The sequence below is a fragment of the Sideroxyarcus emersonii genome, from assembly GCF_021654335.1.
In the GTDB taxonomy this organism is placed as follows: Bacteria; Pseudomonadota; Gammaproteobacteria; order Burkholderiales; family Gallionellaceae; genus Sideroxyarcus; species Sideroxyarcus emersonii.
This window is the reverse complement of record NZ_AP023423.1, coordinates 1,886,386-1,912,544: the sequence shown is the minus strand read 5'-3', so window position 1 is coordinate 1,912,544 and position 26,159 is coordinate 1,886,386. Positions and strand designations below refer to the sequence as shown.

Genomic DNA, 26,159 nt, shown 5'->3' with positions numbered 1-26,159 from the left:
ATCCCTAAGATTCGGTTCTGTGAATTCTTGATCGATTGCCAAAGGAGGCCCTGCCATGTTGCGACATCCCGAAACCAAATACCGGCCGTTTCCGCCCGTCGATCTTGCGGATCGTCAATGGCCAAACCGCACGATCACCCGGCCGCCGATCTGGATGAGTACCGATCTGCGCGACGGCAACCAGTCGCTGTTCGAGCCGATGAACGGCGAACGCAAGATGCGCATGTTCCGCATGCTCTGCGATATCGGCTTCAAGGAGATCGAAGTGGCGTTCCCATCGGCTTCAGCCACCGATTTCAATTTCGTGCGCGAACTGATCGAGGGCGGCCACATTCCCGATGATGTCACGATTGAAGTGCTGACCCAGGCGCGCGAGCACCTGATCCGGCGCACGATGGAGTCGCTCAAGGGCGCGCGGCGAGCCATTGTGCACGTCTATAACCCGGTCTCGAAAACCTTCCGCGACATCGTCTTCGGCATGAGCAAGGCGGAGGTCGTCGACATGGCCGTTTCAGCGGTGGAACTGGTCAGGCAGTTGGCCGCGGAACAGCCGGAAACGGAGTGGATATTGGAGTACAGCCCGGAAACGTTCACGGCCGCCGAACTCGATTTTTCGCTCGAGATCTGCGATGCCGTAACTGCGGCCTGGGGCGCGACGCCATCCAACAGGGTGATCATCAATCTTCCCACCACCGTCGAGGTGGCCACGCCCAACGTCTATGCAGACCAGATCGAATGGATGCACCGCCATCTTGCGCGGCGCGACAGCATCGTTCTCAGCCTGCACACACATAACGACCGGGGTACGGCCGTGGCGTCCGCCGAACTCGGCTTGATGGCAGGTGCCGACCGCGTCGAGGGCTGCCTTTTCGGCAACGGGGAACGCACCGGCAACGTGGATATCGTGACGCTGGCCTTGAACCTGTATACGCAGGGCGTCGCCCCCGGGCTGGATTTTTCGGATATCAACGCAGTCGCGCGCACGGTCGAGCATTGCAACCAGTTGCCCATCCATCCGCGCCATCCTTATGTCGGCGACCTGGTTTTCACCGCCTTCTCCGGCTCGCACCAGGACGCGATCAAGAAGGGCTTTGCCGTCCAGCAGCCGGGCGCGTTCTGGAATGTGCCTTATCTTCCCGTCGATCCGAAAGATGTCGGACGGAACTACGATTCGGTGATCCGGGTGAACAGCCAGTCCGGCAAGGGCGGCATCGCCTACTTGCTGGAAACGGAATATGGGGTCGTCATGCCGCGCCGGCTGCAGGTCGAGTTTTCCGGTGTTGTGCAAAAGCATGCCGACAGTTATGGCGGAGAGATCAGTGCCGCGGAGATATGGCAGCTGTTCTCGGCGACCTATCTGGAAATCTGTGCGCCTGTGCGCTACAGGCAACATCATCTTTTCGAGCATGGTGCGGCACAGGGCATACGGCTGAATGTGGAAATTGACGGGGTGCCACATGTACTTGTGGGTGCAGGCAATGGCCCCATCGACGCGGCGGTTCATGCCTTGCAGAACGCCGGGATCGGCGTCCAGGTGCGCAGTTACGAGGAACGGGCCATGAGCGAGAGCAGGGAGGCGGGCGATGCGCGCGCCTGTGCTTTCATCGAGATAGCGAACCCGGAGGGGGGCGCCGGGTGCTACGGCGTGGGGCTGGATTCCAACATCGTCACTGCTTCGATCAGGGCGCTGGTGAGCGGCATTAATCGGGCCGGGCCGTCAGTGCAGGGAAGCGGCAGAGAGCGGCTGGCATCGCTTGCTGGATGACGGTCCGACTTCAGGGGCGGCGAAGCCGTGATGCTGCAGGTTGGCCCCCGTGTTTCAAGCGGTTGCCGCCCCGAAAGTGTCGGCGCAATTTGGGGAGGCGCGGCGGCTGTGGCATAATTGCCCGCTAAATCGAGGTGTGGAAATGAACGCAAAAACGTTGTACGACAAACTCTGGGATTCTCACGTGGTACGGCAGGAGGCCGACGGCACGGCATTGATCTATATCGACCGTCATCTGGTGCATGAAGTGACCAGCCCGCAAGCTTTCGAGGGGTTGAAACTGGCGCAGCGCAAGCCTTGGCGCACCGGATCCATGCTGGCCGTGCCGGACCACAACGTGCCGACCACCAATCGCGCGGCGGGTATCGCCGACCCGATCTCGCGTATCCAGGTGGAAACGCTGGACGCGAATTGCGCCGAATTCGGCGTGGTCGAATTCAAGATGAACGACATCCGGCAGGGCATCGTGCATGTGATCGGCCCGGAGCAGGGGGCGACCTTGCCGGGCATGACGGTGGTGTGCGGCGACTCGCATACCAGCACGCACGGCGCATTCGCCGCCTTGGCGCACGGCATCGGCACTTCCGAGGTCGAGCATGTGATGGCAACGCAGTGCCTGGTGGCGAAGAAGTCCAGGTCCATGCTGGTGAAGGTCGAAGGCATGCTGGGGCGCGGCGTGACGGCGAAGGACGTTGCGCTGGCGGTGATCGGCAGGATCGGCACGGCCGGAGGAACGGGCTATGCCATCGAATTCGCGGGCAGCGCCATTCGCACCCTGAGCATGGAAGGGCGCATGACCCTGTGCAACATGGCCATCGAAGCCGGGGCGCGTGCCGGCATGGTGGCCGTGGATGATACGACCCTGGCTTATGTCAAAGGGCGCCCGTTCGCGCCGCAAGGCGAACAATGGGACAAGGCCGTCGCATACTGGCGTACCCTGCATAGCGATGCAGGAGCCAGGTTCGATGCGACAGTGGAGCTGGATGCCGCGCAGATCAAGCCGCAGGTTACCTGGGGCACCTCGCCGGAGATGGTTACCGATATCAACGGTCGCGTGCCCGATCCGGCATCTGCGCCGGATGCGGTAAAGCGCGGCGACTGGGAGCGTGCCTTGCAGTACATGGGGCTGAAGGCAAACACGCCGATCAGCGAGATCAAGGTCGACAAGGTGTTCATCGGTTCCTGCACCAATGGGCGCATCGAGGATATGCGTGCGGCCGCGGCGGTGGCCAAGGGCAAGAAAGTGGCCGCAGGCGTGAAGCTGGCGATGGTGGTGCCCGGCTCCGGCCTGGTGAAACAGCAGGCGGAACAGGAAGGCCTGGACAGGATATTCGTGGCGGCGGGGTTCGAGTGGCGCGATCCGGGCTGTTCGATGTGCCTGGCGATGAACGACGACCGGCTCGAACCGGGCGAGCGCTGCGCGGCGACATCCAATCGCAATTTCGAAGGTCGCCAGGGGCAGGGCGGGCGTACCCACCTGGTCAGCCCGGCGATGGCTGCGGCAGCTGCGATCGCAGGACATTTTGTCGATGTGAGCAAGGAGTGAGCGATGAAAAGAGCATTCATGTTGCTGGCGTTGCTGTTGATGGTGCAGGGCTCAATGGCTGAAGAAGAGAAGAGCTTGCCGAAGAAGATCGGCGATGGCGTGAAAAAAGGCGGCGAAGCCGCTGGGCGCGGCATCGAGAAGGGCGCTGACGCTACCGTTAAAGGGCTCAAGAAAGCCGGCGAATGGGTCGGCAAGAAGATGCAAAAAGGCGGCGAGAAATTAGAGAAAGAGAGCAAGTGATGCGCAAATTCGAGTTGCTCGACGGGTTGGTCGCGCCGTTGGATCGTGCCAACGTGGATACCGACGCGATCATCCCCAAGCAGTTCCTGAAATCGATCAAGCGCAGCGGTTTTGGGCCGAATGCGTTCGACGAGTGGCGTTATCTCGACCACGGCGAGCCGGGCATGGATAACAGCAAGCGGCCATTGAACAAGGAGTTCGTGCTGAACCAGCCGCGCTACCAGGGTGCGCAGATCCTGCTGGCACGCGAGAATTTCGGCTGCGGCTCCTCGCGCGAACATGCGCCGTGGGCGCTGGAGGACTACGGCTTCCGCGTCATCATCGCGCCGAGTTTTGCCGACATATTCTTCAACAACTGCTTCAAGAACGGCCTGTTGCCGATCAAACTCGACGCGGCCAAGGTGGATGCACTGTTCAAGGACGTGGAGGCGAATGTCGGCTACAAACTGAAAGTGGATCTGCAGCAGCAGACCATCGCCGCACCCGGCGGCAGCGTATACAAGTTCGAGGTGGATGCTTTCCGCAAGCATTGCCTGCTGAATGGCCTCGACGATATCGGCCTGACCTTGCAGCATGTGGCAGAGATCAAGGCGTTCGAAGCGAAGCACCGTGCGGCGCAGCCGTGGCTGTTTGCATAAACTTTAATTTTGACTGGAAGAGAGTATGAAGATCGCAGTTCTGCCGGGTGACGGCATCGGCCCAGAGATCGTTGCGCAGGCCGTGAAGGTGCTGGAAGCATTGCGTAGCGACGGCCTGAAGATCGAGATGGAGCACGCGCATATCGGCGGTGCCGGTTACGACGCAGCGAAGGATCCGCTGCCGGAGGCGACGCTGAAACTGTCCAAGGAATCCGATGCCGTGCTGCTCGGCGCCGTAGGCGGCTACCAGTATGACAACCTGCCGCGCCCGATGCGTCCTGAGCAAGGCCTGCTGCGCATACGCAAGGGCTTGGGCTTGTTCGCGAACCTGCGTCCGGCGATGGTCTATCCGGAACTGGTGAACGCCTCGACGCTGCGCCCGGATATCGTATCGGGCCTGGATATCATGATCCTGCGCGAACTGACCGGCGATATTTATTTCGGCCAGCCACGCGGCATCCGCACGCTGGAAAACGGCGAGCGCCAAGGCTTCGACACCATGCATTACAGCGAATCGGAAGTGCGCCGCGTGGCGCATGTCGGCTTCCAGATCGCGATGAAACGCAACAAGAAGCTGTGCTCGGTGGACAAGGCCAACGTGCTGGATACCAGCATGTTCTGGCGCGAGATCGTCACCGAAGTGGCGAAGGAATACCCGGCAGTCGCGCTGTCGCACATGTACGTGGATAATGCGGCGATGCAGCTGGTGCGCGCGCCCAAGCAGTTCGATGTGATCCTGACCGGCAACATCTTCGGCGACATCCTGTCGGACGAGGCATCGATGCTGACCGGTTCCATCGGCATGCTGCCCTCGGCTTCGCTGGACGAGAACAACAAGGGCTTGTACGAGCCTTGCCACGGTTCCGCGCCGGATATCGCCGGCAAGGACATCGCCAATCCGCTGGCGACCATCCTGTCAGTGGCGATGATGATGCAATACACCTTCGGTCGCCCCGACATCGCGCAGCGCATCGAGACGGCGGTGCGCAAGGTGTTGCAGCAGGGGTTGCGCACCGGCGATATCTACGAAGAAGGCAAACAGAAGGTCGGCTGCGCCGCAATGAGCGATGCAGTGGTCGCTGCGCTTTAATTTGGAAGGCTAAGGAAGAGTCATGAAAGTAGGTTTGATCGGCTGGCGCGGTATGGTGGGCTCGGTGCTCATGCAGCGCATGCGTGAAGAAAAGGATTTCGACCTGATCGAGGCGGTGTTCTTTACCACTTCGAACGTCGGCGGCGAGGCGCCTGCCGAGGGGCGCGGCGTACGCCTGAAAGACGCGCACGACCTGAACGAGCTGAAGGCGATGGATGCCATCATCTCCTGCCAGGGTGGTGACTACACTACCGAGATATTCCCCAAGCTGCGCGGGGCTGGCTGGAATGGTTACTGGATCGATGCGGCTTCCACGCTGCGCATGGAAAAGGATGCGGTGATCATCCTCGATCCGGTGAACCACGATCTCATCAAGAAATCGCTGGCGAACGGCGGCAAGAACTTTATCGGCGGCAACTGCACCAACAGCATCCTGCTGATGGGCTTGGGCGGCCTGTTCCATGCGGGGCTGGTGGAGTGGGTCTCGTCCATGACCTACCAGGCCGCTTCCGGCGCTGGTGCCCAAAACATGCGCGAGTTGCTGAACCAGATGGGCGTGGCCTATGCGTCGGTAGCCGACCTGCTGGCCGATCCGAAATCGGCGATCCTGGAAATCGACCGTCGCCTAGCCGAGAAACTCCGTTCCGCCGACATGCCAACGGAGAATTTCGGCGCACCGCTGGCCGGCAGCCTGATTCCCTGGATCGACAAGCAGCTCGATAATGGCCAATCCAAGGAAGAATGGAAGGGGCAGGCCGAGGTCAACAAGATCCTCGGTACCAGCCAGCGCATTCCGGTGGATGGCTTGTGCGTACGCATCGGCGCGATGCGTTGCCACAGCTTGGCGTTGACGGTCAAGCTGAAGAAGGACGTGCCGTTGAGCGAGATCGAGGCGCTCATCAAAGGCGGCAACCCATGGGTCAAGTTCGTGCCTAACCAGCGCGAGATCTCGGTGCGCGAGCTGACCCCGGTGGCCGTGACCGGCAAGCTGGATGTGGCGGTCGGGCGCGTGCGCAAGATGGAGTTGGGGCCGGAATACCTGAGTGCTTTCGTTTGCGGCGACCAATTGCTGTGGGGAGCTGCCGAGCCGTTGCGCCGCATGTTGCGCATCTTGCTGGGAAAGTAGTTTGACAAGGTAAATCCGGTTTTTTACTGGCGGTTAACGCATGAACTTAAGGGAAAAGTGAGCTTGCATCACTAACCCTATGATGTTAATCTGAATAACGTCTGGGAAAATAAAAGGGTGGCGGCGTGCTGAAATCAATTCTTAAAGCCTTAATTTACATTGCCTGCTTGGCGGGTTCTACCATCGCCAGTGCGGCCGGGTTGGGTGGCATCAATGTCACTTCCTCATTGGGTCAGCCGCTCAAAGCTGAGATCGAATTGGTTTCTGTCGGCAAGGAAGATAAGACCACCCTCAGGGCGAAACTGGCTTCCGTCGACGCATACAAGAATGCCGGCATTGATTTCCCGTATAACCTTCCCAAGCCGAGATTCCAGATCGAAGAGCGCAGCGGCGGCGAGCAGTACGTGAAGGTGACGACGCTGCAACCGGTAAACGAGCCATTCGTCACTCTGCTGGTCGAACTGAGTTGGTCTTCCGGCAAGCTCCTGCGGGAATACACTTTCCTGCTTGATCCGGTTGACTACAAACCCGAGCAACCCAAACCCGAAGAATTGAAGCCGATCTTGGCGGTGCCGGCCGTTGCACCAGCGCCTGCCCCTGTGGCGGTTTCCGAACCTGTCGCGGCGGAACCGCTGGCTGAGAAACCGGTTGCCACGGAAGCTGCTTCAGCCCCGGCTGCCGCAGCGGTTGCCGAAAGCGCAGTGACTGCAGCACCTGTCGCGGAAGCGGCTCCGGTCGAGCAGGTGCCGGCCGAGCAGGCCTTGGCACCGGCGAGCGCACCTGCCGCGGCTTCGGCAATCGAAGTCACTCCGGTGACGCAGGATGCACTGAGCAAAGAAGAGGCGCTGGCCGAAGCGGCGCCGGTTTCCGCCCCCGAACATATCACTGTGGTGCGTGGGGACACGCTGGCCAAGATTGCGGCGCAGATCAAACCGGCGAATGTCAGCCTGGAGCGCATGCTGGTCGCGTTGTATCGCGAGAATGCCGGCGAATTCGATGGGCATAACATGAACCGGATCCGGGCTGGCAAGATACTGACCATCCCGCAGAGCGATGCGGTGAAGATGCTGCCGCAAGCCGATGCTGAAGAAGAGGTTCGTGCGCAAGCGGCGGACTGGAACGTCTACCGGCAGAAGCTGGCGGCGGCCCGCACCGCGAGAGCCGAGCGCGAAGGCAAGCAGGAAGCCGCAGGCAAGATCAGCACGGCGGTGACTGACAAGGCCACTGCAAGCAAGGAGCCGGCCAAAGAGGTGCTCAAGCTGTCCAAGGGCGAAGCGCCGAATGACAAGGCGGTAGGCGGCGGCAAGTCTTCCGCGCAAGACAAGGTCATGGCCAAGGAAGAGGATGCGATCGCCAAGGGCAAGGCATTGAAGGAAGCGCAGGAGCGAACCGCGATTCTGGAAAAGAACGTCCAGGATATGAAGCGTCTGGCCGAATTGAAGAAAGAGACTGCACCTGTTTCCGCTCCGGCTGCGGCAGTCGCGCTGAATGCGGCTTCCACAGTGCAAGCGGCGAGTGCGCCGGCTCCGGCGAAGCCCAAACCCAAGGTCGTCGCCCCCAAGGTTGTCGAACAGCCATCCATCATCGACCAGTTGCTGGACGAGCCGCTCTATATGGCAGGTGCCGCAGCGCTGGTACTGGCGTTGGGCGGATTGGGCTTCGTAGTTGCGCGCCGAGGCAAGCAGGGCGGCAGCAAGAAACCGGCATCGAAGAAGGACAACAAGCAGGACCAGCAGGAAAACGATGGCAGCGCGACGGGGCGCATGGCCGCTCCGGTCGTCCCCTCGCCGGAGACGGGCGACTTCACCAGTACGTCGACGCCGACAGCGACGCCAGTTGCCAGCACGGAGTCCGAGGAAGTCGATCCTATCGGCGAAGCCGACCTGTTCCTGACATTCGGGCGCGATGCGCAGGCCGAGGAAGTGCTGAAAGAAGCACTGAAGAAGAATCCGAACAACATCCCGGTCAAGCTCAAACTGTTGTCGATCTATGCCAGCCGCAAGGATACCAACTCCTTTTATAGCTACGCCCGCGAGATCAAGGAATCCGGCGACATGACCGCCTGGGAGCAGGCTGCCGCGATGGGACGTGAGCTGGATCCGTCCAATCCGTTCTACGGCGGCGATGCGAGCGCCGTGCAGGCGCGCGAGAGCAAGGTCGAGGCCGCACCAGCCGCTACGCCGGCGGTAGACTTTGATCTCGGTTTTGGTTCACCGGCAGCACCAGCGGCGCCGTCTTTCGGCCAAAGCACGGTCGTGATCGAGGCGCCGGCGCAGGAAAAGACCGCCATCATGTCGTCGGAAGAGCTGCAGAACGCCCTTCAGGCCACACCGATGGATTTCGACATCACCGGAACCAATCCAGGCGTCCCATCCATGAACACCACGGGAACTGGTCCGGATGCGACCGTGGCAATGAACATGGATGACCTGGTGTTCGACGTGACGGCGACCCATCCCAAGATACCCGCAGCCACGGCATCTGCACCGGCAGCGCCGGCCGACGATGGCGGCTTGACGTTCACGCTCGATTTCCCGACCGAGAGCATGCCGAAAGCCGTCACACCGGTCCGTGACCTGGGTCTGGACGAGATCACCCTGAATCTGGACAAGCCGGCAGCCTCCGGCGGAGCGGCCAGCCCCGAACTGAAGGACGAGCATTGGCAGGAAGTTGCTACCAAGCTCGATTTGGCCAAGGCGTATCAGGAGATGGGCGATGCTGCCGGCGCGCGCGAAATACTGGAAGAGGTGTTGCGCGATGGAGACGAGCAGCAGCGTGGCGCTGCCCAGACCTTGATGCAGCAGTTGTAACTGGCTTGATCGAACCGAACGGCAGCCTGCATGGCTGCCGTTTTCATTTGGACCGTATGAAACTGATTCCGCATTCTGCCGTGCAGATCGTCATCTGGCTGTTGCTTGCCCTGCTGGCGCAACACCTGCAGCCATTGCCGTTGCTGGCGATGAGCATGGCCCTGTCCGCACTGGCGTTGCGGCTGTGCCCGCAGCAATTGCTGAGTCTGCTGCGGCGTACGCGCTGGATCATGTTTTCCCTGCTGCTGATCTATGCTTACACCACTTCGGGCACTGCGCTGTGGCAGCCGCTCGGAGTCATGGCGCCTACACGCGAAGGTCTGCAGGACGGATTGCTGCAGCTGGGGCGATTGTTGAGCGTGCTGGCTGGCCTGGCCATCCTGCTCGAACTGCTGCCGCAGTCGCAGCTTATCAGCGGGCTGTATACCCTGGCATATCCGCTGCGCTGGTTCGGTTTTTCGAGAGAGCGTATCGCGGTGCGCCTGGCGTTGACGCTGGAATATGCGGAATCCGCCATGCGCGATACGGCGACGGACTGGAAATCGACCATCGGCAGCGCCCTGCAGCCTGCAGGTGCCGGCGGCACGCACATCGAGATACGGTTGCAGCCGTTCGGGATGGTCGATCTGCTGTTGCTGGCGGCGGCGGCGGCAGCGCTGCTGCTGATCGGGGTCTGGCGATGAGGATCGCGCTCGGGGTGGAATACGACGGCGGCAGCTACAACGGCTGGCAGAGCCAGCCCGATGTGCCGAACGTGCAGGATGCGTTGCAGGCGGCATTGAGCGGCATTGCCGGCGAGGGTGTCGCCGTCCTGGCTGCCGGGCGTACCGACACCGGTGTGCATGCGCTGGAGCAGGTGGTGCATTTCGATACCGGCTGCAGCCGGCCGCTCAGCGCGTGGGTGCGTGGCACGAACGCGCTGCTGCCCAGGGACATTGCGGTACTGTGGGCGATTCCCGTTGCGGAAGAATTCCACGCCCGTTTTTCGGCGCAGGCGCGCAGCTATCAGTATGTGCTCGTCAACCGCCCGTCGCGGGTCGGCGTACATCACGGCAAGGTTGGCTGGTTCCATACGCCGCTGGATGTCGGAGCCATGCGCGAGGCAGCCGGGCATCTGCTGGGCAGGCACGACTTCAGTTCGTTCCGCTCCGCCGAATGCCAGGCCAAGACGCCAGTCAAGCATCTGCAGCGGCTCGATATCCGCCGGCAGGGGGATACCATCATCTTCGATCTCACCGCCGATGCTTTCCTGCATCACATGGTGCGGAACATCCTCGGCTGCCTGGTCTATGTCGGCAAGGGCAAGCATCCGCCACAATGGATGAAAGAGGTGCTGGAGCATCGCAACCGCACTCATGCCGCACCGACCTTCGCGCCGGACGGACTCTACCTCAAACGTATCCACTACGATCCGAAATGGAACCTGCCGCAGTTGAAGTTCGAATAGCAGGTAAAATGGCGCCATGACCCGAATCAAGATCTGCGGCATCACCCGCGAGCAGGATATCCATGCCGTTGCGCAGAACGGTGCGGACGCGCTTGGGCTGGTGTTCTACGAGAAAAGCCCGCGCCATGTCGGCGTGCAGCAGGCGGCGACACTGGCGCGTGCCGTCCCCCCGTTCCTGACGGTGGTGGGCTTGTTCGTGAACCCGACTGCCGATTACGTGCGCGAATTGCTGGCGAAAGTGCCCCTGGACGTATTGCAGTTCCACGGCGAGGAATCGCCGGAATTCTGTGCCCAATTCGACAAACCTTACCTGAAGGCGATACGGGTCAAGGCAGGGGTGGATTTGGTAGAATGCGCGACTCGCTATGCCGACGCGCAGGGGCTGCTGCTGGATGCCTATGTCGAGGGTACGCAGGGCGGCACGGGCGAATCGTTCGACTGGGCGCTGATCCCGCACAATCTGCCGTTGCCGGTGATCCTGTCGGGCGGGCTGCATGCGGGCAATGTGGCGGCGGCGATCAGGCGGGTGCGGCCTTACGCGGTGGATGTGTCCAGCGGCGTGGAGGCGGCAAAAGGAATCAAGGATGCGGCGAAGGTCGCCGCGTTCATCAAAGAGGTTAAAGACGTTGACTTACAATTATCCAGATAGCAGCGGCCACTTCGGCCAGTTCGGCGGCATCTACATGGCCGAGACGCTGATCCCGGCGGTGGAAGAGTTGCGCCAGCAGTACCTGCGCTTCCGCGACGATCCGGAATTCAAGGCCGAATTCGCCTACGAACTCAAGCATTACGTCGGGCGCCCCAGCCCGATTTATCACGCCAAACGCCTGTCGGAGAGCTTGGGCGGCGCGCAGATATACCTGAAACGCGAAGACCTCAACCACACCGGTGCGCACAAGATCAACAATGCCATCGGCCAGGCCTTGCTGGCCAAGCGCATGGGCAAGAAGCGCGTGATCGCCGAGACCGGTGCGGGCATGCACGGCGTGGCTACAGCGACAGTGGCGGCACGCTTCGGCATGGAATGCATCGTCTACATGGGCGCGGAAGACATCCAGCGCCAGGCGCCGAACGTGTTCCGCATGAAGCTGCTGGGCGCGACAGTGGTGCCGGTGGAGAGCGGCTCGAAGACGCTCAAGGATGCGTGTAACGAAGCCATCCGCGACTGGGTCACCAATGTCGAGAGCACGTTCTACATCTTCGGCACCGCTGCCGGCCCGCACCCGTACCCGATGATGGTGCGCGATTTCCAGTGCGTGATCGGCAACGAAGCCAAGGTGCAGATGCCCGAAATGATCGGGCGCCAGCCAGATGCGGTGATCGCCTGCGTCGGCGGCGGTTCCAACGCCATCGGCATGTTCTATCCCTACATCGAGGAAAAAGGCGTGCAGATCATCGGCGTGGAAGCCGGCGGGCACGGTATCGCCAACGGCCAGCATGCCGCACCGCTCACCGCGAATGCCAAGGTCGGCGTGCTGCACGGCAACAAGGTCTACCTGATGCAGGACGAGAACGGCCAGATCATCGAGACGCATTCCATTTCCGCCGGCCTGGATTATCCTGGCGTCGGCCCCGAGCACTGCCTGCTGAAGGACCAGGGGCGTGCGCAATATGTTGCGATTAACGACGACGAGGCGCTGGCCGCGTTCGATGCGCTGTGCCGTTTCGAAGGCATCATCCCCGCGCTGGAATCCAGCCATGCCCTGGCGTATGCGATGAAGCTGGCGCCGACATTGGCCAAAGACAAAGTGTTGCTGGTGAATCTCTCCGGCCGCGGCGACAAGGATATGAACACCGTGGCGCGCATCAAGGGGATCACGCTATGAGCCGCATAAACTCATTTTGCGGGCGAACTGCGGCGTCGCGTCCTCACTCATTCCTCGCCTACCAAATGCGGTATGTCTCGTCATTCGTTGCGCGGCTCCTTGCATTTCATCCCGCAAAAGTGAGTTTCTGGGGAGTGCAGTCATGAGTCGCATACAAACCGCTTTTGAAAAGCTCAAGCAGCAGAAGCGCAAGGCGCTGATCCCGTTCATCACGGCCGGCGACCCGTCGCAGCAGCTGACCGTGCCGTTGCTGCATGGGCTGGTGGCTGCAGGGGCGGACGTGCTCGAACTGGGCGTGCCTTTTTCCGACCCGATGGCGGACGGTCCCACCATCCAGCGCGCTTCCGAGCGGGCGCTCAGGAACGGCATGTCGCTGCGCGGCGTGCTGGGCATGGTGGCGGAGTTCCGCAAGCAGGACGCAGTCACACCGGTGGTGCTGATGGGTTACGGCAACCCGATCGAAGCGATGGGCTGGGAAACATTTGCTCAGCGTTGCGCCGAAGTCGGCGTCGACGGCGTGCTGACGGTGGACTTTCCGCCGGAAGAGAGCCACGAAGCATTCGAGCACCTGCAACGCCACAATATTTCCCCCATCTTCCTGCTGGCACCGACCACCAACGAGGCTCGCATCGAGCAAGTCGCCAAACTGGCACGCGGCTATGTGTACTACGTCTCGCTCAAGGGCGTGACCGGCGCGGGCAACCTCGACCTGTCGGCCATCGAGCAGAAGCTGCCGCAGCTGCGCAAGCACATCAAGCTGCCCATCGGCGTCGGCTTCGGCATCCGCGATGCCGCAACGGCCAGGGCTGTCGCCAGGTTATGTGACGGCGTGGTGGTGGGTAGCCGCATCGTGCAGGAAGTCGAGGATTCGACCGAGCAAAATGTAGTCGCCAATGTGGGTAAATTGGTGAAAGAATTGCGCCAGGCGATCGATCAATGAAGAGGAGAGCACCATGAGCTGGTTCCAAAAACTGTTACCGCCCAAGATCAAGCGCAGGGGCGAGGCCGAGGCCAAAAAGAGCGTGCCGGACGGCTTGTGGCACAAATGCCCGTCGTGCCAGGCTGTGCTGTATCACGCCGACCTGGAAAAGAACCACAGCGTCTGTCCCAAGTGCAACCACCATCATCGCATCAGCGCCCGCACCCGTCTCGACTGGCTATTGGACAACGAAGGCCGTTTCGAGATCGGTTCGGAGGTGCTGTCGGTCGATACGCTGAAATTCAAGGACCAGAAGAAATACAGCGACCGTCTGGTCGATGCGAAGAAGAAAACCGGCGAGGACGATGCCTTGATCGTGCTGCAGGGCAGCATCCATGCATTGCCGGTCGTCGCGGCTGCCTTCGAATTCGATTTCATGGGCGGCTCCATGGGTTCTGTCGTGGGTGAGCGTTTCGTGCGCGGCGTGCAGGTTGCGCTGGAGCAGCAATGTCCCTATATCTGTTTTTCCGCCAGCGGCGGTGCGCGCATGCAGGAAGGCCTGCTGTCGCTGATGCAGATGGCCAAGACCAGCGCCGCGCTTACCCAGCTTTCCGAAGCCAGGCTGCCTTTCATCTCGGTGCTGACCGACCCGACCATGGGCGGCGTCTCGGCCAGCTTTGCCTTCCTCGGCGATGTGGTCATCGCCGAGCCGGGGGCATTGATCGGTTTCGCCGGTGCGCGCGTGATCCAGCAGACCGTACGCGAGACCCTGCCGGAGGGCTTTCAGCGTGCAGAGTTCCTGCTGGAACACGGTGCCATCGACATGATCGTGGACCGGCGCCAGATGCGTGACCAGCTGGCTACGCTGATCACGCTGCTGACCAAGCAGGACGCGGTTGCGCGGCTGGAGGCGGCCTGACGCGGATGCTGTATTACGCGCTCAAGGTCGGGATCTCCGCACTCGTCATCGTGACGATCGCCGAGATTGCCAAGCGCAACACAGCGGCGGCAGCGCTGCTGGCAGCGGTTCCGCTGACGTCCTTGCTGGCTTTCGTCTGGATGCGCATCGAGGGGGCTGAGCCTGCCCGCATCGCTGAGCTTTCCGGGCAGATCTTCTGGCTGGTGCTGCCTTCGCTGGTGTTGTTCCTGCTGCTGCCATTGCTGATCAGGCTGGGACTGGATTTCTGGCTGAGCCTTGCGGCCGCCATCTTGGCCACCGCCGCCTGTTACCTGGCAATGTTGCCGCTGCTGCGCAAGTTCGGGGTACAGCTGTAATTTGCGAAGCACTGAAATGCCCGACACCCTGGCCGACTGGCTGACCTATCTCGAATCCCTGCATCCCAAGACCATCGCGCTCGGCCTGGATCGCGTGGCGCAGGTCAAGCAGCGATTGAATCTGCAGCCGGCCTTCCCCGTCATCGTGGTCGGCGGCACCAACGGCAAGGGCTCGGTGTGCGCCATGCTGGAAGCCATCCTGCATGCGGCCGGATACCGAGTCGGCTGCTATACCTCGCCGCACCTGCTGGCGTACAACGAGCGCGTGCGTATAGCCAAACAACAGGCGAGCGATGCCGAGTTGTGCGCATCGTTCGCGCAGATCGAACAGGTGCGCGGCGATATCCCGCTGACCTATTTCGAATTCGGCACGCTGGCTGCCATGCAGTGTTTCATTTCCCATCAAGTGGATGTTGCCGTGCTCGAAGTCGGCCTGGGCGGGCGGCTGGACGCGGTGAACGTGTTCGATGCGGATTGTGCGGTGGTGGCCAGCGTGGATATCGACCATACCGACTACCTGGGCGATACGCGCGAACAGATCGCGTTCGAGAAGGCGGGCATCTTCCGCCGGGATCGCGTGGCGATATGCGCAGACAGCGATGTGCCGCAGACGCTGCGTACCCGGGCCCGGGAGATCGGCGCGCAGCTGTGGAGCATCGGCAGCGAGTTCGGGTTCGTGCCGCACCAGGGGCAGTGGGATTACCGCAGCCGATCGGCTGCACGCAACGCATTGCCATATCCGGCCTTGCGCGGCGCGTTCCAGCTGCATAACGCCAGCGCCGTGCTGGCGGCGCTGGATGCGCTGAAGGACCGTTTACCGGTGAGCATGGAGGCGGTACGCCGGGGGCTGGTCGAGGTGCAGCTTGCCGGCCGCTTCCAGTTCGTGCCCGGCAGGCCGCAATTGATCCTCGATGTGGCGCATAACCCGCATGCAGCGCGGTCGCTGGCGCAGAACCTGGGCGATCTGCCGCCCGCCAGGACCTTTGCGGTATTCGCCATGCTCAAGGACAAGGATATGGCCGGGGTGGTGCGTGCGCTGGATGCGCAGATCGATGTCTGGCTGGTCGCCGGGATCGATGCGCCACGCGGGGCGACAGCTGCCGAACTGGCGCAGGTGCTGCAAAATGCACAGGTTCGTGGCGAGGTTAAAGCCTGCCTGACCATTGCCGATGCGCTGCATGAGGCCAGCAACCGGGCATCCGAAAATGATAGAATCGCGGCCTTCGGATCATTTTATACGGTAGCGGAAGTGATGCGGGTGCGTGGCTTGCGCTGCGCCTGATCTTCCGGGTAGAGCGGAATGGCAAAACAGACGACAGAAGAAGAATCCAGTTTGATGCGGCAGACCAGGCGCCGCTTGATCGGCGCAGTGGCGCTGGTCTTGCTGGTCGTGATCCTGCTGCCCGTGGTGTTCGATAAGGAGCCGGCGCCATCTGCGGGCAACGACATCGAGTTGCGCATCCCGAACAAGGACAGTGCCGGCGAGTTCCAGCCCAAGATCGACTTGCCGGAACTGGACAAGATGGCCTCTGCCGCAGCGGCCGCTCCCGTAGCGACCAGTGCGACGGCGGCGACCAGCGCTCCGGCGGTGCTGACCCCCGCAGTCACCGAGAAGCCAGCTGTCGAAAAACCGGTTGTTCCGGCACCGGTGGCGAGCAAACCCAAGGCGGAAGTGAAGGCCGAACCCAAGGCCGAACCCAAGGCCAGGCCTGCAGCCAAGCCGAAGCCGGAAAGCAAGCCGGCTGCCAAGGCCGCGGCAGTGCCGAAGTCGGGCTGGGCGGTGCAGGTGGGCGCATTCTCCAATGCCGATACGGCCAGGGGCCTGCAGGCCAGGCTGAGCAAGCAGGGATATCACGCCTATACCGAAAAGGCGGGCAGCGTGGTGCGCGTGCGTGTCGGTAGTTATCCGACGCGAGAAGCCGCGGAAAAGGTACAGCACAGGCTGGAAACGCAGGGAACGCACTCCAACGTGGTCAACCTCGAATAAGGTTCGCTCGTGACGTCGTTCGATTATGCGGTCATTGCGATCATCGTGCTTTCCGCAGTGGTGGGCTGGTGGCGCGGCTTCATGTACGAACTGTTCTCGCTGATCGGCTGGCTGGCGGCGTACATCGTGGCCCATACCTATTCGGCACAGGCGCTGCCGTATGTGCCGCCGGCAGTCGGTGCGGATAACATCCGTTCGGCTGCGGCGTTCGCGGCATTGTTCATCGTGACGCTGATCATCGGCGCCCTGTTTGCCTGGTTCCTGGCAAGATTGGCGAAGTTCGCGGGCCTGGCGGGGATGGACGGCAAGTTTGGCGCGATCTTCGGCATGCTCCGGGGCGGGCTGGTGGTGATCGCGCTGGTGTGGCTTGGTGGGTTGACCGACCTGCCGCAGTTGCCGTTCTGGCGCAATGCGCTGACCAGCAAGCCGTTGCAGGAGATGGCGCTATACGCCAAGGACTACTTGCCGGAAAACGCGGCACGGAAATAGACAGATCAACCTCAACTGGGAAGCAGAAAAGAATATGTGTGGGATTCTAGGTGTCGTCGCGCAAAGCCCCGTCAATCAGTTGCTGTATGACGGATTGCAAGTGTTGCAGCATCGCGGCCAGGATGCGGCCGGCATTGCCACGCTGGAACGCAATACCTTTCACCTGCACAAGGGCAACGGCCTAGCGCATGACGTGTTCCGTACCCGCAACATGCGCGCACTCAAGGGGAATGCCGGCATCGCCCATGTGCGCTATCCAACTGCGGGTTCGGCGGTCGACCACAACGAGGCACAGCCGTTCTACGTGAATTCCCCGTTCGGGCTGGTGCTGGGGCACAACGGCAACCTCACCAATACCGCGCAATTGCAGAAGGAATTGTTCCTCGAGGACATGCGCCATGTGAACACCAACTCCGACTCGGAAGTGTTGCTCAACGTGCTGGCGCACGAACTGCAAGCCAAGGCGACCAACTATCGCCTCGACCCCAAGACCATCTTCGCTGCGGTCTCTGCCGTGCATCGCCGCTGCCGCGGCGCCTATGCCGTGGTGGCGATGATCTCGGGGTACGGCCTGCTGGCCTTCCGCGATACGCACGGCATCCGCCCCTTGGTGGTGGGCAGCAACCAGGCCGACAAGGGCGTGGAATACCTGGTCGCTTCCGAGAGTGTGGCGCTGGATACGCTGGGCTTCAAGTTCCTGCGCGACATCGCACCGGGTGAGGCGGTGTTCATCGACCTCGATGGCAACTTCCACAGCCAGCAATGCGCCGAGCAGCACGAGTTGAACCCCTGCATCTTCGAATACGTCTATTTCGCCCGCCCGGACTCGGTGATCGATGGCATCTCGGTGTACGAGACGCGCCTCAACATGGGTGAGTATCTGGCCGACAAGCTGCAGCGCGTGTGGCCAGATCACGATATCGACGTGGTGATCCCGATCCCTGATTCCAGCCGCCCCAGCGCACTGCAGATGGCCAACCGCCTCGGCATCCCGTTCCGCGAAGGCTTTGTGAAGAACCGCTACATCGGCCGTACCTTCATCATGCCAGGGCAGGCCATGCGCAAGAAATCGGTGCGCCAGAAGCTCAACGCGATCGGCCTCGAGTTCAAGGGCAAGAATGTGCTGCTGGTGGACGACTCCATCGTGCGCGGCACCACCAGCCGCGAGATCGTGCAGATGGCGCGCGACGCCGGCGCGCGCAAGGTGTATTTCGCTTCCGCCGCCCCTCCCGTCAAGTTCCCCAACGTTTACGGCATCGACATGCCCAGCCGCAAGGAACTCATCGCCACCGGCCGCAGCGATGAGGAGATCTGCCGCGAGATCAGCGCCGACCGCATCATCTACCAGGACCTTGATGACCTGAAAGCGGCGGTGCATAAGTGCAACCCGAAGATCGCGAAATTCGACTGTTCCTGTTTCGATGGCGAATACATCACGGGCGATATCACAGACGAATACCTGGATCGTGTCGAAGCGGCGCGCGCCGGCGGCAAGGCCAACAAGCCGGTGGATGACGACCAGATGGAGCTCGATCTGGCGATGTCCGTCAGTTCGATGTGATTTCGCATCCAGCGCCTCGGTCAATCTCGTTCCCCGCCGTGCCGGCGTCGTTTACTCGTTGCCGTCCTGGCATTGAAGCCGGAATGTTGCCCTGCGATTGACGGCTTCATGGATGGGTGTTAATTTCCGTCTGCGCCGATTTGAGGAACAGCTTGCGGGCGCGTTACAAATTCAGCTAAAGCGAGGGAAACCCGGTTTAGCGCTAAGCTTTCCGGGTTTTTTCTTGGGGGTGCGGTATGTATGTTCCTGAGCACTTTGCCGAAGCCGACTTGACCACGCTGCATGCGTTCATGCGCCAGCACAGTTTTGCCACACTGGTCACCCAGCATGACGGCGCACCGTTCGCCAGCCATCTGCCGATGTTCCTGGATGCCGCCATCGGACCGTATGGCGCAGTGTTCGGGCATCTGGCGCGCGGCAATCCGCAATGGCAGGACCTGGCGGCAGGGGCTGAGGCGCTGGTGATGTTCCAGGGACCGCATGCCTATGTCTCGCCGGCATGGTATGTCCCCAACCCGATGGTGGTGCCGACCTGGAATTTCATGGCCGTTCACGCCTATGGTTCGGCGCGCATCCTGCCGCAGGACGAATTGGCGGGCGCCCTGCACCAATTGGTGGATGAACATGAGCAGGCGTTCGATCCGCCCTGGAAACTGCAGCTGTCCGAGTCGATGCGGGAGCGTACGCTGGGCGCCATTGTCGGCTTCGAGATCAGGCTGGGGCGCATCGAAGGCAAATTCAAGCTGAGCCAGAATCGATCGGAGCAGGACAGGCGCAATGTGATCGCGCAGCTGTCGCAAAGCACGCATGGCAGGGAAATCGCTCAGCGGATGAGTCTTGATCTAGAAAGGAAATGAAAATGTCGGAAGAAAACTACCAACCGGAAACGCTGGCGTTGCGCGCCGGCGGCGTACAAAGCCAGTTCCACGAACACAGCGAAGCCTTGTTCCTCACTTCCAGTTTCACCTTCGACAGCGCGGAGCAGGCGGCCAAGCGCTTCATCGGCGAAGAGCCGGGCAACATCTATTCGCGTTTCACCAATCCCACCGTCACCATGTTCGAGCAGCGCCTGGCCGCGCTGGAAGGCGCCGAGCAATGCGTGGCGACGGCATCCGGCATGTCCGCCATCTTGGCGTGCTGCATGGGCCTGCTGAAAGCGGGCGATCACGTCATCGCATCGCAGAGCATCTTCGGTTCAACGGTGAACCTGTTCAATACCGTGCTGAAAAAATTCGGCGTGGAGACGACCTTCGTTTCCGCCACCGATGTGCGTGAATGGCAAGCGGCAGTGCGTCCGAACACGAAACTGTTGTTCCTGGAGACGCCCTCCAATCCGCTCACCGAAGTGTCCGACATCGCGGCCATTGCTGCCGTGGCAAAAGCATGCGGGGCACCGCTGGCGGTCGACAACTGCTTTTGCACGCCCATCCTGCAGCGTCCGCTGGAACTGGGGGCGGACATCGTGATCCATTCCGCCACCAAGTACATCGACGGCCAGGGCCGCGTGCTGGGCGGCGCGGTGCTGGGCAGCAGGAAGTTGATGGAGCCGGTGTATGGTTTCCTGCGCACCACCGGCCCAACCATGAGCGCGTTCAATGCATGGGTGTTCCTGAAGGGCATCGAGACGCTCAAGCTGCGCATGGAAGCGCACAGTGCCAATGCATTGCAACTGGCGCAATGGCTGGAGCGACAGCCCAATGTGGCGCGCGTGTTCTATCCCGGCTTGGCGTCGCATCCGCAGCATGCATTGGCGATGAAGCAGCAGAAGACTGGCGGCGGCATCGTCGCGTTCGAGGTGAAGGGCGGCAAGGCGGCAGCCTGGCGCGTGATCGACAGCACCCGGCTGCTCTCCATCACCGCGAACCTGGGCGATACCAAATCCACCATCACGCATCCGGCCACCACCACCCATGCGCGCATCACGCCGGAAGCACGTGCGGCAGCGGGCATCGGCGATGGCCTGATCCGCATCGCGGTCGGTCTGGAAGCGGTCGTCGATATCCAGAACGATCTGGCGCGCGGGCTGTAAACGTGACCAGCCTGGCAGAACAGGTCGGCGCGGCGCTCAAGCTGCACGGCATGATGCTGGCGACGGCGGAGTCCTGCACCGGCGGCGGCATCGCCGAGGCGGTCACCGCCATCTCTGGCAGTTCGTCGTGGTTCGAGCGAGGCTTCGTCACCTATGCCAATGCTGCCAAGGTCGAGATGCTGGGCGTGCGACAGTCCACACTGGATGCGCATGGCGCAGTGTCCGAAGCCACGGTGCGCGAGATGGCGGCGGGCGCATTGCAGCATAGCCATGCGCATATCGCAGTAGCGGTGAGCGGAGTTGCCGGACCTGCCGGCGGCACACCGGAGAAGCCCGTCGGCACCGTGTGGTTCGGCTGGGCCTTGCGCGACGGCGAGGTGCATGCACGCCTGCATAATTTGAAGGGCGACCGTGCTGCGATACGCGAGCAATCAGTTGAGATCGCCTTGCGCGGTGTGCTTAACATTTTGAATAACCATGTAAAAACAGCCTAGCTCACAAAGAGAACGAACGTTCTGTACAACTCCGAATTGTTGTGCCACAATCCGCCCCATCGAATTTTTGAAAGGGCACACAAAATGGACGACAACAAAAGCAAGGCACTCGCCGCGGCACTGAGCCAGATCGAAAAACAGTTCGGCAAGGGCTCCATCATGCGCCTGGGCGAGAGCGAAGTCGGCAAGGACATCCAGGTCGTTTCGACCGGCTCGCTGGGGCTGGACATCGCACTGGGCGTCGGCGGCCTGCCGCGCGGCCGCGTGATCGAAATCTACGGCCCGGAATCCTCCGGCAAAACCACGCTTACTCTGCAAGTCATCGCCGAGATGCAAAAGATGGGCGGCACTGCCGCCTTCATCGACGCGGAACATGCGCTCGATCCGCAATACGCCAGGAAGCTGGGCGTGAAGGTCGAAGACCTGCTGATTTCGCAGCCTGACAACGGCGAACAGGCGCTGGAGATCGTCGACATGCTGGTGCGTTCCGGTTCCGTGGACGTGGTGGTGGTCGACTCCGTTGCCGCGCTGACGCCCAAGGCCGAGATCGAAGGCGAGATGGGCGATGCCCAGATGGGCCTGCACGCCCGCCTGATGTCGCAGGCGTTGCGCAAGCTCACCGCAAACATCAACCGCTCCAACACCATGGTCATCTTCATCAACCAGATCCGCATGAAGATCGGCGTGATGTTCGGCAACCCCGAGACCACCACCGGCGGCAACGCGCTCAAATTTTACGCCTCCGTGCGCATGGACATCCGCCGTACCGGCGCGATCAAGAAAGGCGATGAGGTCATCGGCAACGAGACCCGCGTCAAGGTGGTCAAGAACAAGGTCGCCCCCCCGTTCAAGGAAGCCAACTTCGATATCCTCTACGGCGAAGGCATCTCGCGCGAGGGCGAGATCATCGAACTGGGCGTGCTGCACAAGATCGTCGAGAAATCGGGCGCTTGGTATGCCTATAACGGCGAGAAGATCGGCCAGGGCAAGGATAATGCGCGCGAGTTCCTCAAGGGCAACCCGGACATCGCTGCGGAGATCGAGAACAAGGTGCGTGCGGCGGTCGGTGTCGCCGCCCTGGGCACAAGTGAAGTCGCAGAAGAAGCCTGAACTCAGCCTGCGCGTGCGCGCCATGCGGTATCTGGCGCGGCGCGAACATAGCCGTGCCGAGCTGCACGGCAAGCTGTTGCCGTATGTGCAGGAAGGCGAGGACCTGGGAGCCGTGCTGGACGAGCTGGAGAAAAAGAACTGGCTCTCCGACGCACGCGCGGCCACCTTGCTGGTAGATAGCAAACGCGGCCGTTTCGGCACCCAGCGCATCGCGCATGAGCTGCGTCAGAAAGGCATCGCCGAGAACCTCATCGCCGATGCCATCCCCCAGCTGAAGGAAACCGAACTGGAGGCCGCCCGCGAAGTCTGGCAGCGAAAGTTCGGTACCCTGCCGCAGGACGCCAGGGAAAAGGCACGGCAGATACGTTTTCTGCAATCGCGCGGGTTTTCCATCGATGTGACGCTGAAGGTGCTCAAGCAAGCTCCCGGGATGGAGGCTGGCGAGGACTGACGATGCCCGAACGGCGGCGCCAGATGGTATGATGCGCGCCTTGTCCAGCCAGTCTGGAACGTGACTTCAGAGTTCAAGGTGCATCGATGAAAAGCAGTGAAATCCGCCAGAAATTCCTGGAATATTTTGCCTCCAAAGGCCATACCATCGTTTCTTCCAGCTCGCTGGTTCCGCATGACGACCCGACGCTGCTGTTCACCAATGCCGGGATGAACCAGTTCAAGGATGTGTTCCTCGGTTTCGACAAGCGCCCGTATACCCGGGCGACGACGTCGCAGAAATGCGTGCGCGCCGGCGGCAAGCACAACGACCTGGAGAACGTCGGCTACACTGCCCGCCACCATACCTTCTTCGAGATGCTGGGCAACTTCAGTTTCGGCGACTATTTCAAGCGCGATGCCATCAACTATGCGTGGGAACTGCTCACGGTGGTGTTCAAGCTGCCCAAGGACAAGCTCACCGTCACCGTGTATGCCGAGGACGACGAGGCCTACGACATCTGGACCAAGGAGGTCGGTGTGCCCGCCGAGCGCGTGATCCGCATCGGCGACAACAAGGGTGCGCGTTATGCCTCCGACAACTTCTGGATGATGGGGGACACCGGCCCCTGTGGTCCCTGTACCGAGATTTTCTACGACCACGGCGAGCACATCCCCGGCGGTCCTCCCGGCAGCCCGGGTGAAGACGGCGACCGCTTCATCGAGATCTGGAACAACGTGTTCATGCAGTTCAACCGCGACGAAGCCGGCGTGATGCATCCGCTGCCCAAGCCTTCAGTCGATACCGGCATGGGGCTGGAACGCATCTCAGCCGTGCTGCAAGGCGTGCATGCCAACTACGAGATCGACCTGTTCCAGGCGCTGATCAAGGCTGCGGCGCGCGAGACCAACCAGAGCAACCTCGACCAGCCCAGCCTGCGCGTGCTGGCCGACCATATCCGCGCCTGTTCCTTCCTCATCGCCGACGGCGTGATCCCCGGCAACGAGGGACGCGGCTACGTACTGCGCCGCATCATCCGCCGTGCCATCCGCCACGGCTACAAGCTGGGTGCTCGCGAGGCGTTCTTCCACAAGATGGTGCCCGACCTGGTGGAGCAGATGGGGGCGGCCTATCCCGAACTGACCGCCGGCCAGGTGCGCGTGATGGACATCCTCAAACAGGAAGAGGAACGCTTCTTCGCCACCATCGAGCACGGCATGGCGATCCTCGAAGCCGATCTGGCCGAGATGGAAAAAACCGGCAGCAAGACTTTCAATGGCGAAACCGCGTTCAAGCTGCACGACACCTACGGTTTTCCGCTTGACCTGACTGCCGATGTCTGCCGCGAGCGCGGGGTGTCTGTAGATGATGTGGCCTTCAACGTCGCGATGGTTCGGCAGAAAGAGCAGGCGCGCGCTGCAGGCAAGTTCAAGATGGCGGCAAACCTCGATTATGCGGGCGCGGCGACGACTTTTCACGGCTACGACACGCTGGAACACAAGGGCAACATCCTCGCCTTGTACAAGGACGGCGTGGCGGTGAACGAACTGGGCGAAGGCGAGATGGGCGTGGTGGTGCTGGACGACACACCGTTTTATGCCGAGTCCGGCGGCCAGGTGGGCGACCGCGGCGAATTGCGCTCCACGCACGGCATCTTCACGGTGGAAGACACGCAGAAGATCCAGGCTGCCGTGTTCGGGCATCACGGCGTGGTAACGACCGGCAAACTCACTGTGGGTAACGGCGTCACCGCCAGGGTGGATGTCGTCGCGCGCAGCCGTACTGTGCGCAACCACTCTGCCACCCACCTGATGCACAAGGCGCTGCGCGAGGTACTGGGGGCGCATGTACAGCAGAAAGGTTCGCAGGTCGACCCGGACAAGACCCGCTTCGACTTTGCGCATACGCAGCCGATGACCGACGCCGAGATCCGCAAGGTGGAGGCCATCGTCAATGCCGAGATCCTCGCCAACGCAGATGCGACGGCGCAGGTGATGAAGATCGAGGACGCGCAGAAAACCGGCGCGATGATGCTGTTCGGCGAGAAGTATGGTGACGAAGTGCGGGTGCTGACCATCGGCAGCTCCAAGGAACTATGTGGCGGTACGCACGTGAAACGCACCGGCGACATCGGCCTGTTCAAGATCGTGGCCGAGAGCGGCGTGGCCGCCGGCGTGCGCCGCGTCGAGGCAGTGACTGGCGAAGGTGCACTGGCGTTGGTGCAACAGCAGCAGGACCAGCTGCTGCTGGTGGCTGATATGGTGAAGGCGCAACCGCAGGAAGCGGCAGCGCGCGTGGCGCAGGTCATGGATAACGTGAAGGTGCTGGAAAAGGAACTGTCTGCCTTGAAATCGAAGCTCGCCTCCGCCCAGGGCGACGAACTGGTCACACAGGCTCAGGATATCAACGGCGTGAAAGTGCTGGCTGCCAAGCTGGATGGTGCGGATGTCGCCACCCTGCGCGAGACCATGGACAAGCTGCGCGACAAGCTTAAGAGCGCAGCCATCGTGCTGGCTTCGGTGACCGAGGGCAAGGTCAGCCTGATCGCAGGCGTGACCGCAGACCAGACCACGAAGGTGAAAGCCGGCGAACTGGTGAACTTCGTCGCCCAGCAGGTCGGCGGCAAGGGCGGCGGCAGGCCGGACATGGCACAGGCTGGCGGCACCCAGCCTGAACACCTGGCCGCAGCGCTTTCATCCGTTCCGGGCTGGGTGAAGGCGAAGCTGTAGCTTCCGCGGTTGCATCGAAAGCTGCCGAATTACACCCCGGTTCGGTTGCCAAGGCTTGCGTTGCTGGTGTAGTGTTCGTGCAGAGATGGAGATGGCTGTAGGGTAGGTTGTATGCGCTGCATCGTTTCCAATTATTTTGAGAGTGAAGCGGACGATGCTCAGACAAGCGAACGAGACGATACTACTGGTCGAAGACGGGGAAGCCGAAGTTCTCTTGATTCAGCAGGCGGTGGCAGGCTGCCAGGACGAGTTGCACCTCGCAGTGGCGCGCGATGCGACCGAAGCGCTGGAATGGCTGACCGATACCGTCGAACGCGGTTATGCGATGCCCCGCCTGATCCTGCTCGACCTGAAACTGCCCAAGCTTGCCGGTCTTGCCGTATTGCGGACATTGCGCATGGAATCGCGGCTGCAGGATGTCCCTATCGTCGTATTCTCCGAACTGCACGATCCCGCCGACGTGGTGTTGAGCTACCAGATCGGAGCCAACAGCTTCGTGAAAAAACCGGAGAACCTGGCCGAGTTCACCCAGCTCTTGCGCGAGCTGTCCGAGCTGGGCTGGTTGAGCGGCAAGGGGCTGCAGCAATACCACCCCCAATCCATACGCGTGTGAGCCGATAGCGCAACTGCTTTCCCGGCGTCCGCCGA

25 protein-coding genes are annotated in these 26,159 nt (G+C 61.6%); all 25 read left to right on the top strand.

Annotated features, from left to right (window positions below):
• Positions 1 to 55 precede the first annotated feature (55 nt).
• The 25 genes from leuA to L6418_RS09070 all read left to right on the top strand — a co-directional run bounded on the left by leuA (position 56) and on the right by L6418_RS09070 (position 26,124).
• Positions 56 to 1,765: a 2-isopropylmalate synthase gene (gene leuA, locus L6418_RS09190; RefSeq protein ID WP_237246626.1), complete on the top strand. Its 1,710-nt coding sequence runs from the start codon at positions 56 to 58 to the stop codon at positions 1,763 to 1,765.
• Between the two features lie 142 nt (positions 1,766 to 1,907).
• A complete protein-coding gene (gene leuC / locus L6418_RS09185) occupies positions 1,908 to 3,311 on the top strand; it encodes a 3-isopropylmalate dehydratase large subunit (protein ID WP_237246625.1) in 1,404 nt (467 codons plus the stop codon).
• 3 nt (positions 3,312 to 3,314) lie between these two features.
• Positions 3,315 to 3,551 carry a hypothetical protein gene (locus L6418_RS09180; RefSeq protein ID WP_237246624.1) on the top strand — a complete coding sequence of 79 codons (237 nt, stop codon included), beginning with the start codon at positions 3,315 to 3,317 and terminating at the stop codon, positions 3,549 to 3,551.
• The gene (leuD, locus tag L6418_RS09175; protein WP_237248719.1) at positions 3,551 to 4,189 is read left to right on the top strand and encodes a 3-isopropylmalate dehydratase small subunit; all 639 of its coding nucleotides are present in this window, start codon (positions 3,551 to 3,553) and stop codon (positions 4,187 to 4,189) included. Before L6418_RS09180 ends, leuD begins: the two co-directional genes overlap by 1 nt.
• A gap of 25 nt (positions 4,190 to 4,214) precedes the next feature.
• Complete coding sequence (gene leuB / locus L6418_RS09170; protein WP_237246623.1) at positions 4,215 to 5,279, top strand: 3-isopropylmalate dehydrogenase; 1,065 nt, start codon at positions 4,215 to 4,217, stop codon at positions 5,277 to 5,279.
• A gap of 22 nt (positions 5,280 to 5,301) precedes the next feature.
• Positions 5,302 to 6,405 carry an aspartate-semialdehyde dehydrogenase gene (gene asd, locus L6418_RS09165; protein WP_237246622.1) on the top strand — a complete coding sequence of 368 codons (1,104 nt, stop codon included), beginning with the start codon at positions 5,302 to 5,304 and terminating at the stop codon, positions 6,403 to 6,405.
• Positions 6,406 to 6,572: 167 nt separating this feature from the next.
• On the top strand, positions 6,573 to 9,215 hold the full coding sequence (locus tag L6418_RS09160; RefSeq protein WP_237246621.1) for a FimV/HubP family polar landmark protein: 2,643 nt from the start codon (positions 6,573 to 6,575) through the stop codon (positions 9,213 to 9,215).
• 56 nt (positions 9,216 to 9,271) lie between these two features.
• Positions 9,272 to 9,898: an energy-coupling factor transporter transmembrane protein EcfT gene (locus tag L6418_RS09155; protein ID WP_237246620.1), complete on the top strand. Its 627-nt coding sequence runs from the start codon at positions 9,272 to 9,274 to the stop codon at positions 9,896 to 9,898.
• Positions 9,895 to 10,662 carry a tRNA pseudouridine(38-40) synthase TruA gene (gene truA, locus L6418_RS09150; protein WP_237246619.1) on the top strand — a complete coding sequence of 256 codons (768 nt, stop codon included), beginning with the start codon at positions 9,895 to 9,897 and terminating at the stop codon, positions 10,660 to 10,662. Before L6418_RS09155 ends, truA begins: the two co-directional genes overlap by 4 nt.
• A 16-nt stretch (positions 10,663 to 10,678) precedes the next feature.
• Positions 10,679 to 11,311, top strand: a complete 633-nt coding sequence (locus L6418_RS09145; RefSeq protein ID WP_237246618.1) for a phosphoribosylanthranilate isomerase — start codon at positions 10,679 to 10,681, stop codon at positions 11,309 to 11,311.
• Positions 11,289 to 12,488 carry a tryptophan synthase subunit beta gene (gene trpB, locus L6418_RS09140; protein WP_269807803.1) on the top strand — a complete coding sequence of 400 codons (1,200 nt, stop codon included), beginning with the start codon at positions 11,289 to 11,291 and terminating at the stop codon, positions 12,486 to 12,488. Before L6418_RS09145 ends, trpB begins: the two co-directional genes overlap by 23 nt.
• Positions 12,489 to 12,630: 142 nt before the next feature.
• Positions 12,631 to 13,428, top strand: coding sequence for a tryptophan synthase subunit alpha (gene trpA, locus L6418_RS09135; RefSeq protein WP_237246617.1), 798 nt, complete (start codon positions 12,631 to 12,633; stop codon positions 13,426 to 13,428).
• A gap of 13 nt (positions 13,429 to 13,441) precedes the next feature.
• Positions 13,442 to 14,326, top strand: coding sequence for an acetyl-CoA carboxylase, carboxyltransferase subunit beta (gene accD, locus L6418_RS09130; RefSeq protein ID WP_237246616.1), 885 nt, complete (start codon positions 13,442 to 13,444; stop codon positions 14,324 to 14,326).
• A 5-nt stretch (positions 14,327 to 14,331) separates the two neighbouring features.
• Positions 14,332 to 14,682 (top strand): hypothetical protein, encoded by a 351-nt coding sequence (locus L6418_RS09125; protein WP_237246615.1) that lies wholly within the window; start codon positions 14,332 to 14,334, stop codon positions 14,680 to 14,682.
• A gap of 16 nt (positions 14,683 to 14,698) precedes the next feature.
• A complete protein-coding gene (gene folC, locus L6418_RS09120) occupies positions 14,699 to 15,964 on the top strand; it encodes a bifunctional tetrahydrofolate synthase/dihydrofolate synthase (RefSeq protein ID WP_237246614.1) in 1,266 nt (421 codons plus the stop codon).
• Positions 15,965 to 15,982: 18 nt separating this feature from the next.
• The gene (locus tag L6418_RS09115) at positions 15,983 to 16,669 is read left to right on the top strand and encodes an SPOR domain-containing protein (RefSeq protein WP_237246613.1); all 687 of its coding nucleotides are present in this window, start codon (positions 15,983 to 15,985) and stop codon (positions 16,667 to 16,669) included.
• A gap of 9 nt (positions 16,670 to 16,678) precedes the next feature.
• The gene (locus tag L6418_RS09110; protein ID WP_237246612.1) at positions 16,679 to 17,158 is read left to right on the top strand and encodes a CvpA family protein; all 480 of its coding nucleotides are present in this window, start codon (positions 16,679 to 16,681) and stop codon (positions 17,156 to 17,158) included.
• A gap of 34 nt (positions 17,159 to 17,192) precedes the next feature.
• Positions 17,193 to 18,719: an amidophosphoribosyltransferase gene (purF, locus tag L6418_RS09105; RefSeq protein ID WP_237246611.1), complete on the top strand. Its 1,527-nt coding sequence runs from the start codon at positions 17,193 to 17,195 to the stop codon at positions 18,717 to 18,719.
• Positions 18,720 to 18,955: 236 nt separating this feature from the next.
• Positions 18,956 to 19,576 carry an FMN-binding negative transcriptional regulator gene (locus L6418_RS09100; RefSeq protein ID WP_237246610.1) on the top strand — a complete coding sequence of 207 codons (621 nt, stop codon included), beginning with the start codon at positions 18,956 to 18,958 and terminating at the stop codon, positions 19,574 to 19,576.
• A gap of 2 nt (positions 19,577 to 19,578) precedes the next feature.
• Positions 19,579 to 20,748, top strand: a complete 1,170-nt coding sequence (locus L6418_RS09095; protein ID WP_237246609.1) for an O-succinylhomoserine sulfhydrylase — start codon at positions 19,579 to 19,581, stop codon at positions 20,746 to 20,748.
• A gap of 2 nt (positions 20,749 to 20,750) precedes the next feature.
• Positions 20,751 to 21,242 carry a CinA family protein gene (locus tag L6418_RS09090; protein WP_237246608.1) on the top strand — a complete coding sequence of 164 codons (492 nt, stop codon included), beginning with the start codon at positions 20,751 to 20,753 and terminating at the stop codon, positions 21,240 to 21,242.
• Positions 21,243 to 21,326: 84 nt separating this feature from the next.
• Positions 21,327 to 22,352, top strand: coding sequence for a recombinase RecA (gene recA, locus L6418_RS09085; protein ID WP_237246607.1), 1,026 nt, complete (start codon positions 21,327 to 21,329; stop codon positions 22,350 to 22,352).
• Entirely contained in the window at positions 22,330 to 22,803 is a 474-nt protein-coding gene (gene recX, locus L6418_RS09080; protein WP_237246606.1) for a recombination regulator RecX, read from the top strand. The genes recA and recX overlap by 23 nt, the downstream gene beginning before the upstream one ends.
• Positions 22,804 to 22,889: 86 nt before the next feature.
• Positions 22,890 to 25,511, top strand: coding sequence for an alanine--tRNA ligase (gene alaS / locus L6418_RS09075; RefSeq protein WP_237246605.1), 2,622 nt, complete (start codon positions 22,890 to 22,892; stop codon positions 25,509 to 25,511).
• A gap of 154 nt (positions 25,512 to 25,665) precedes the next feature.
• On the top strand, positions 25,666 to 26,124 hold the full coding sequence (locus tag L6418_RS09070) for a response regulator (RefSeq protein WP_237246604.1): 459 nt from the start codon (positions 25,666 to 25,668) through the stop codon (positions 26,122 to 26,124).
• Positions 26,125 to 26,159: the final 35 nt, after the last annotated feature.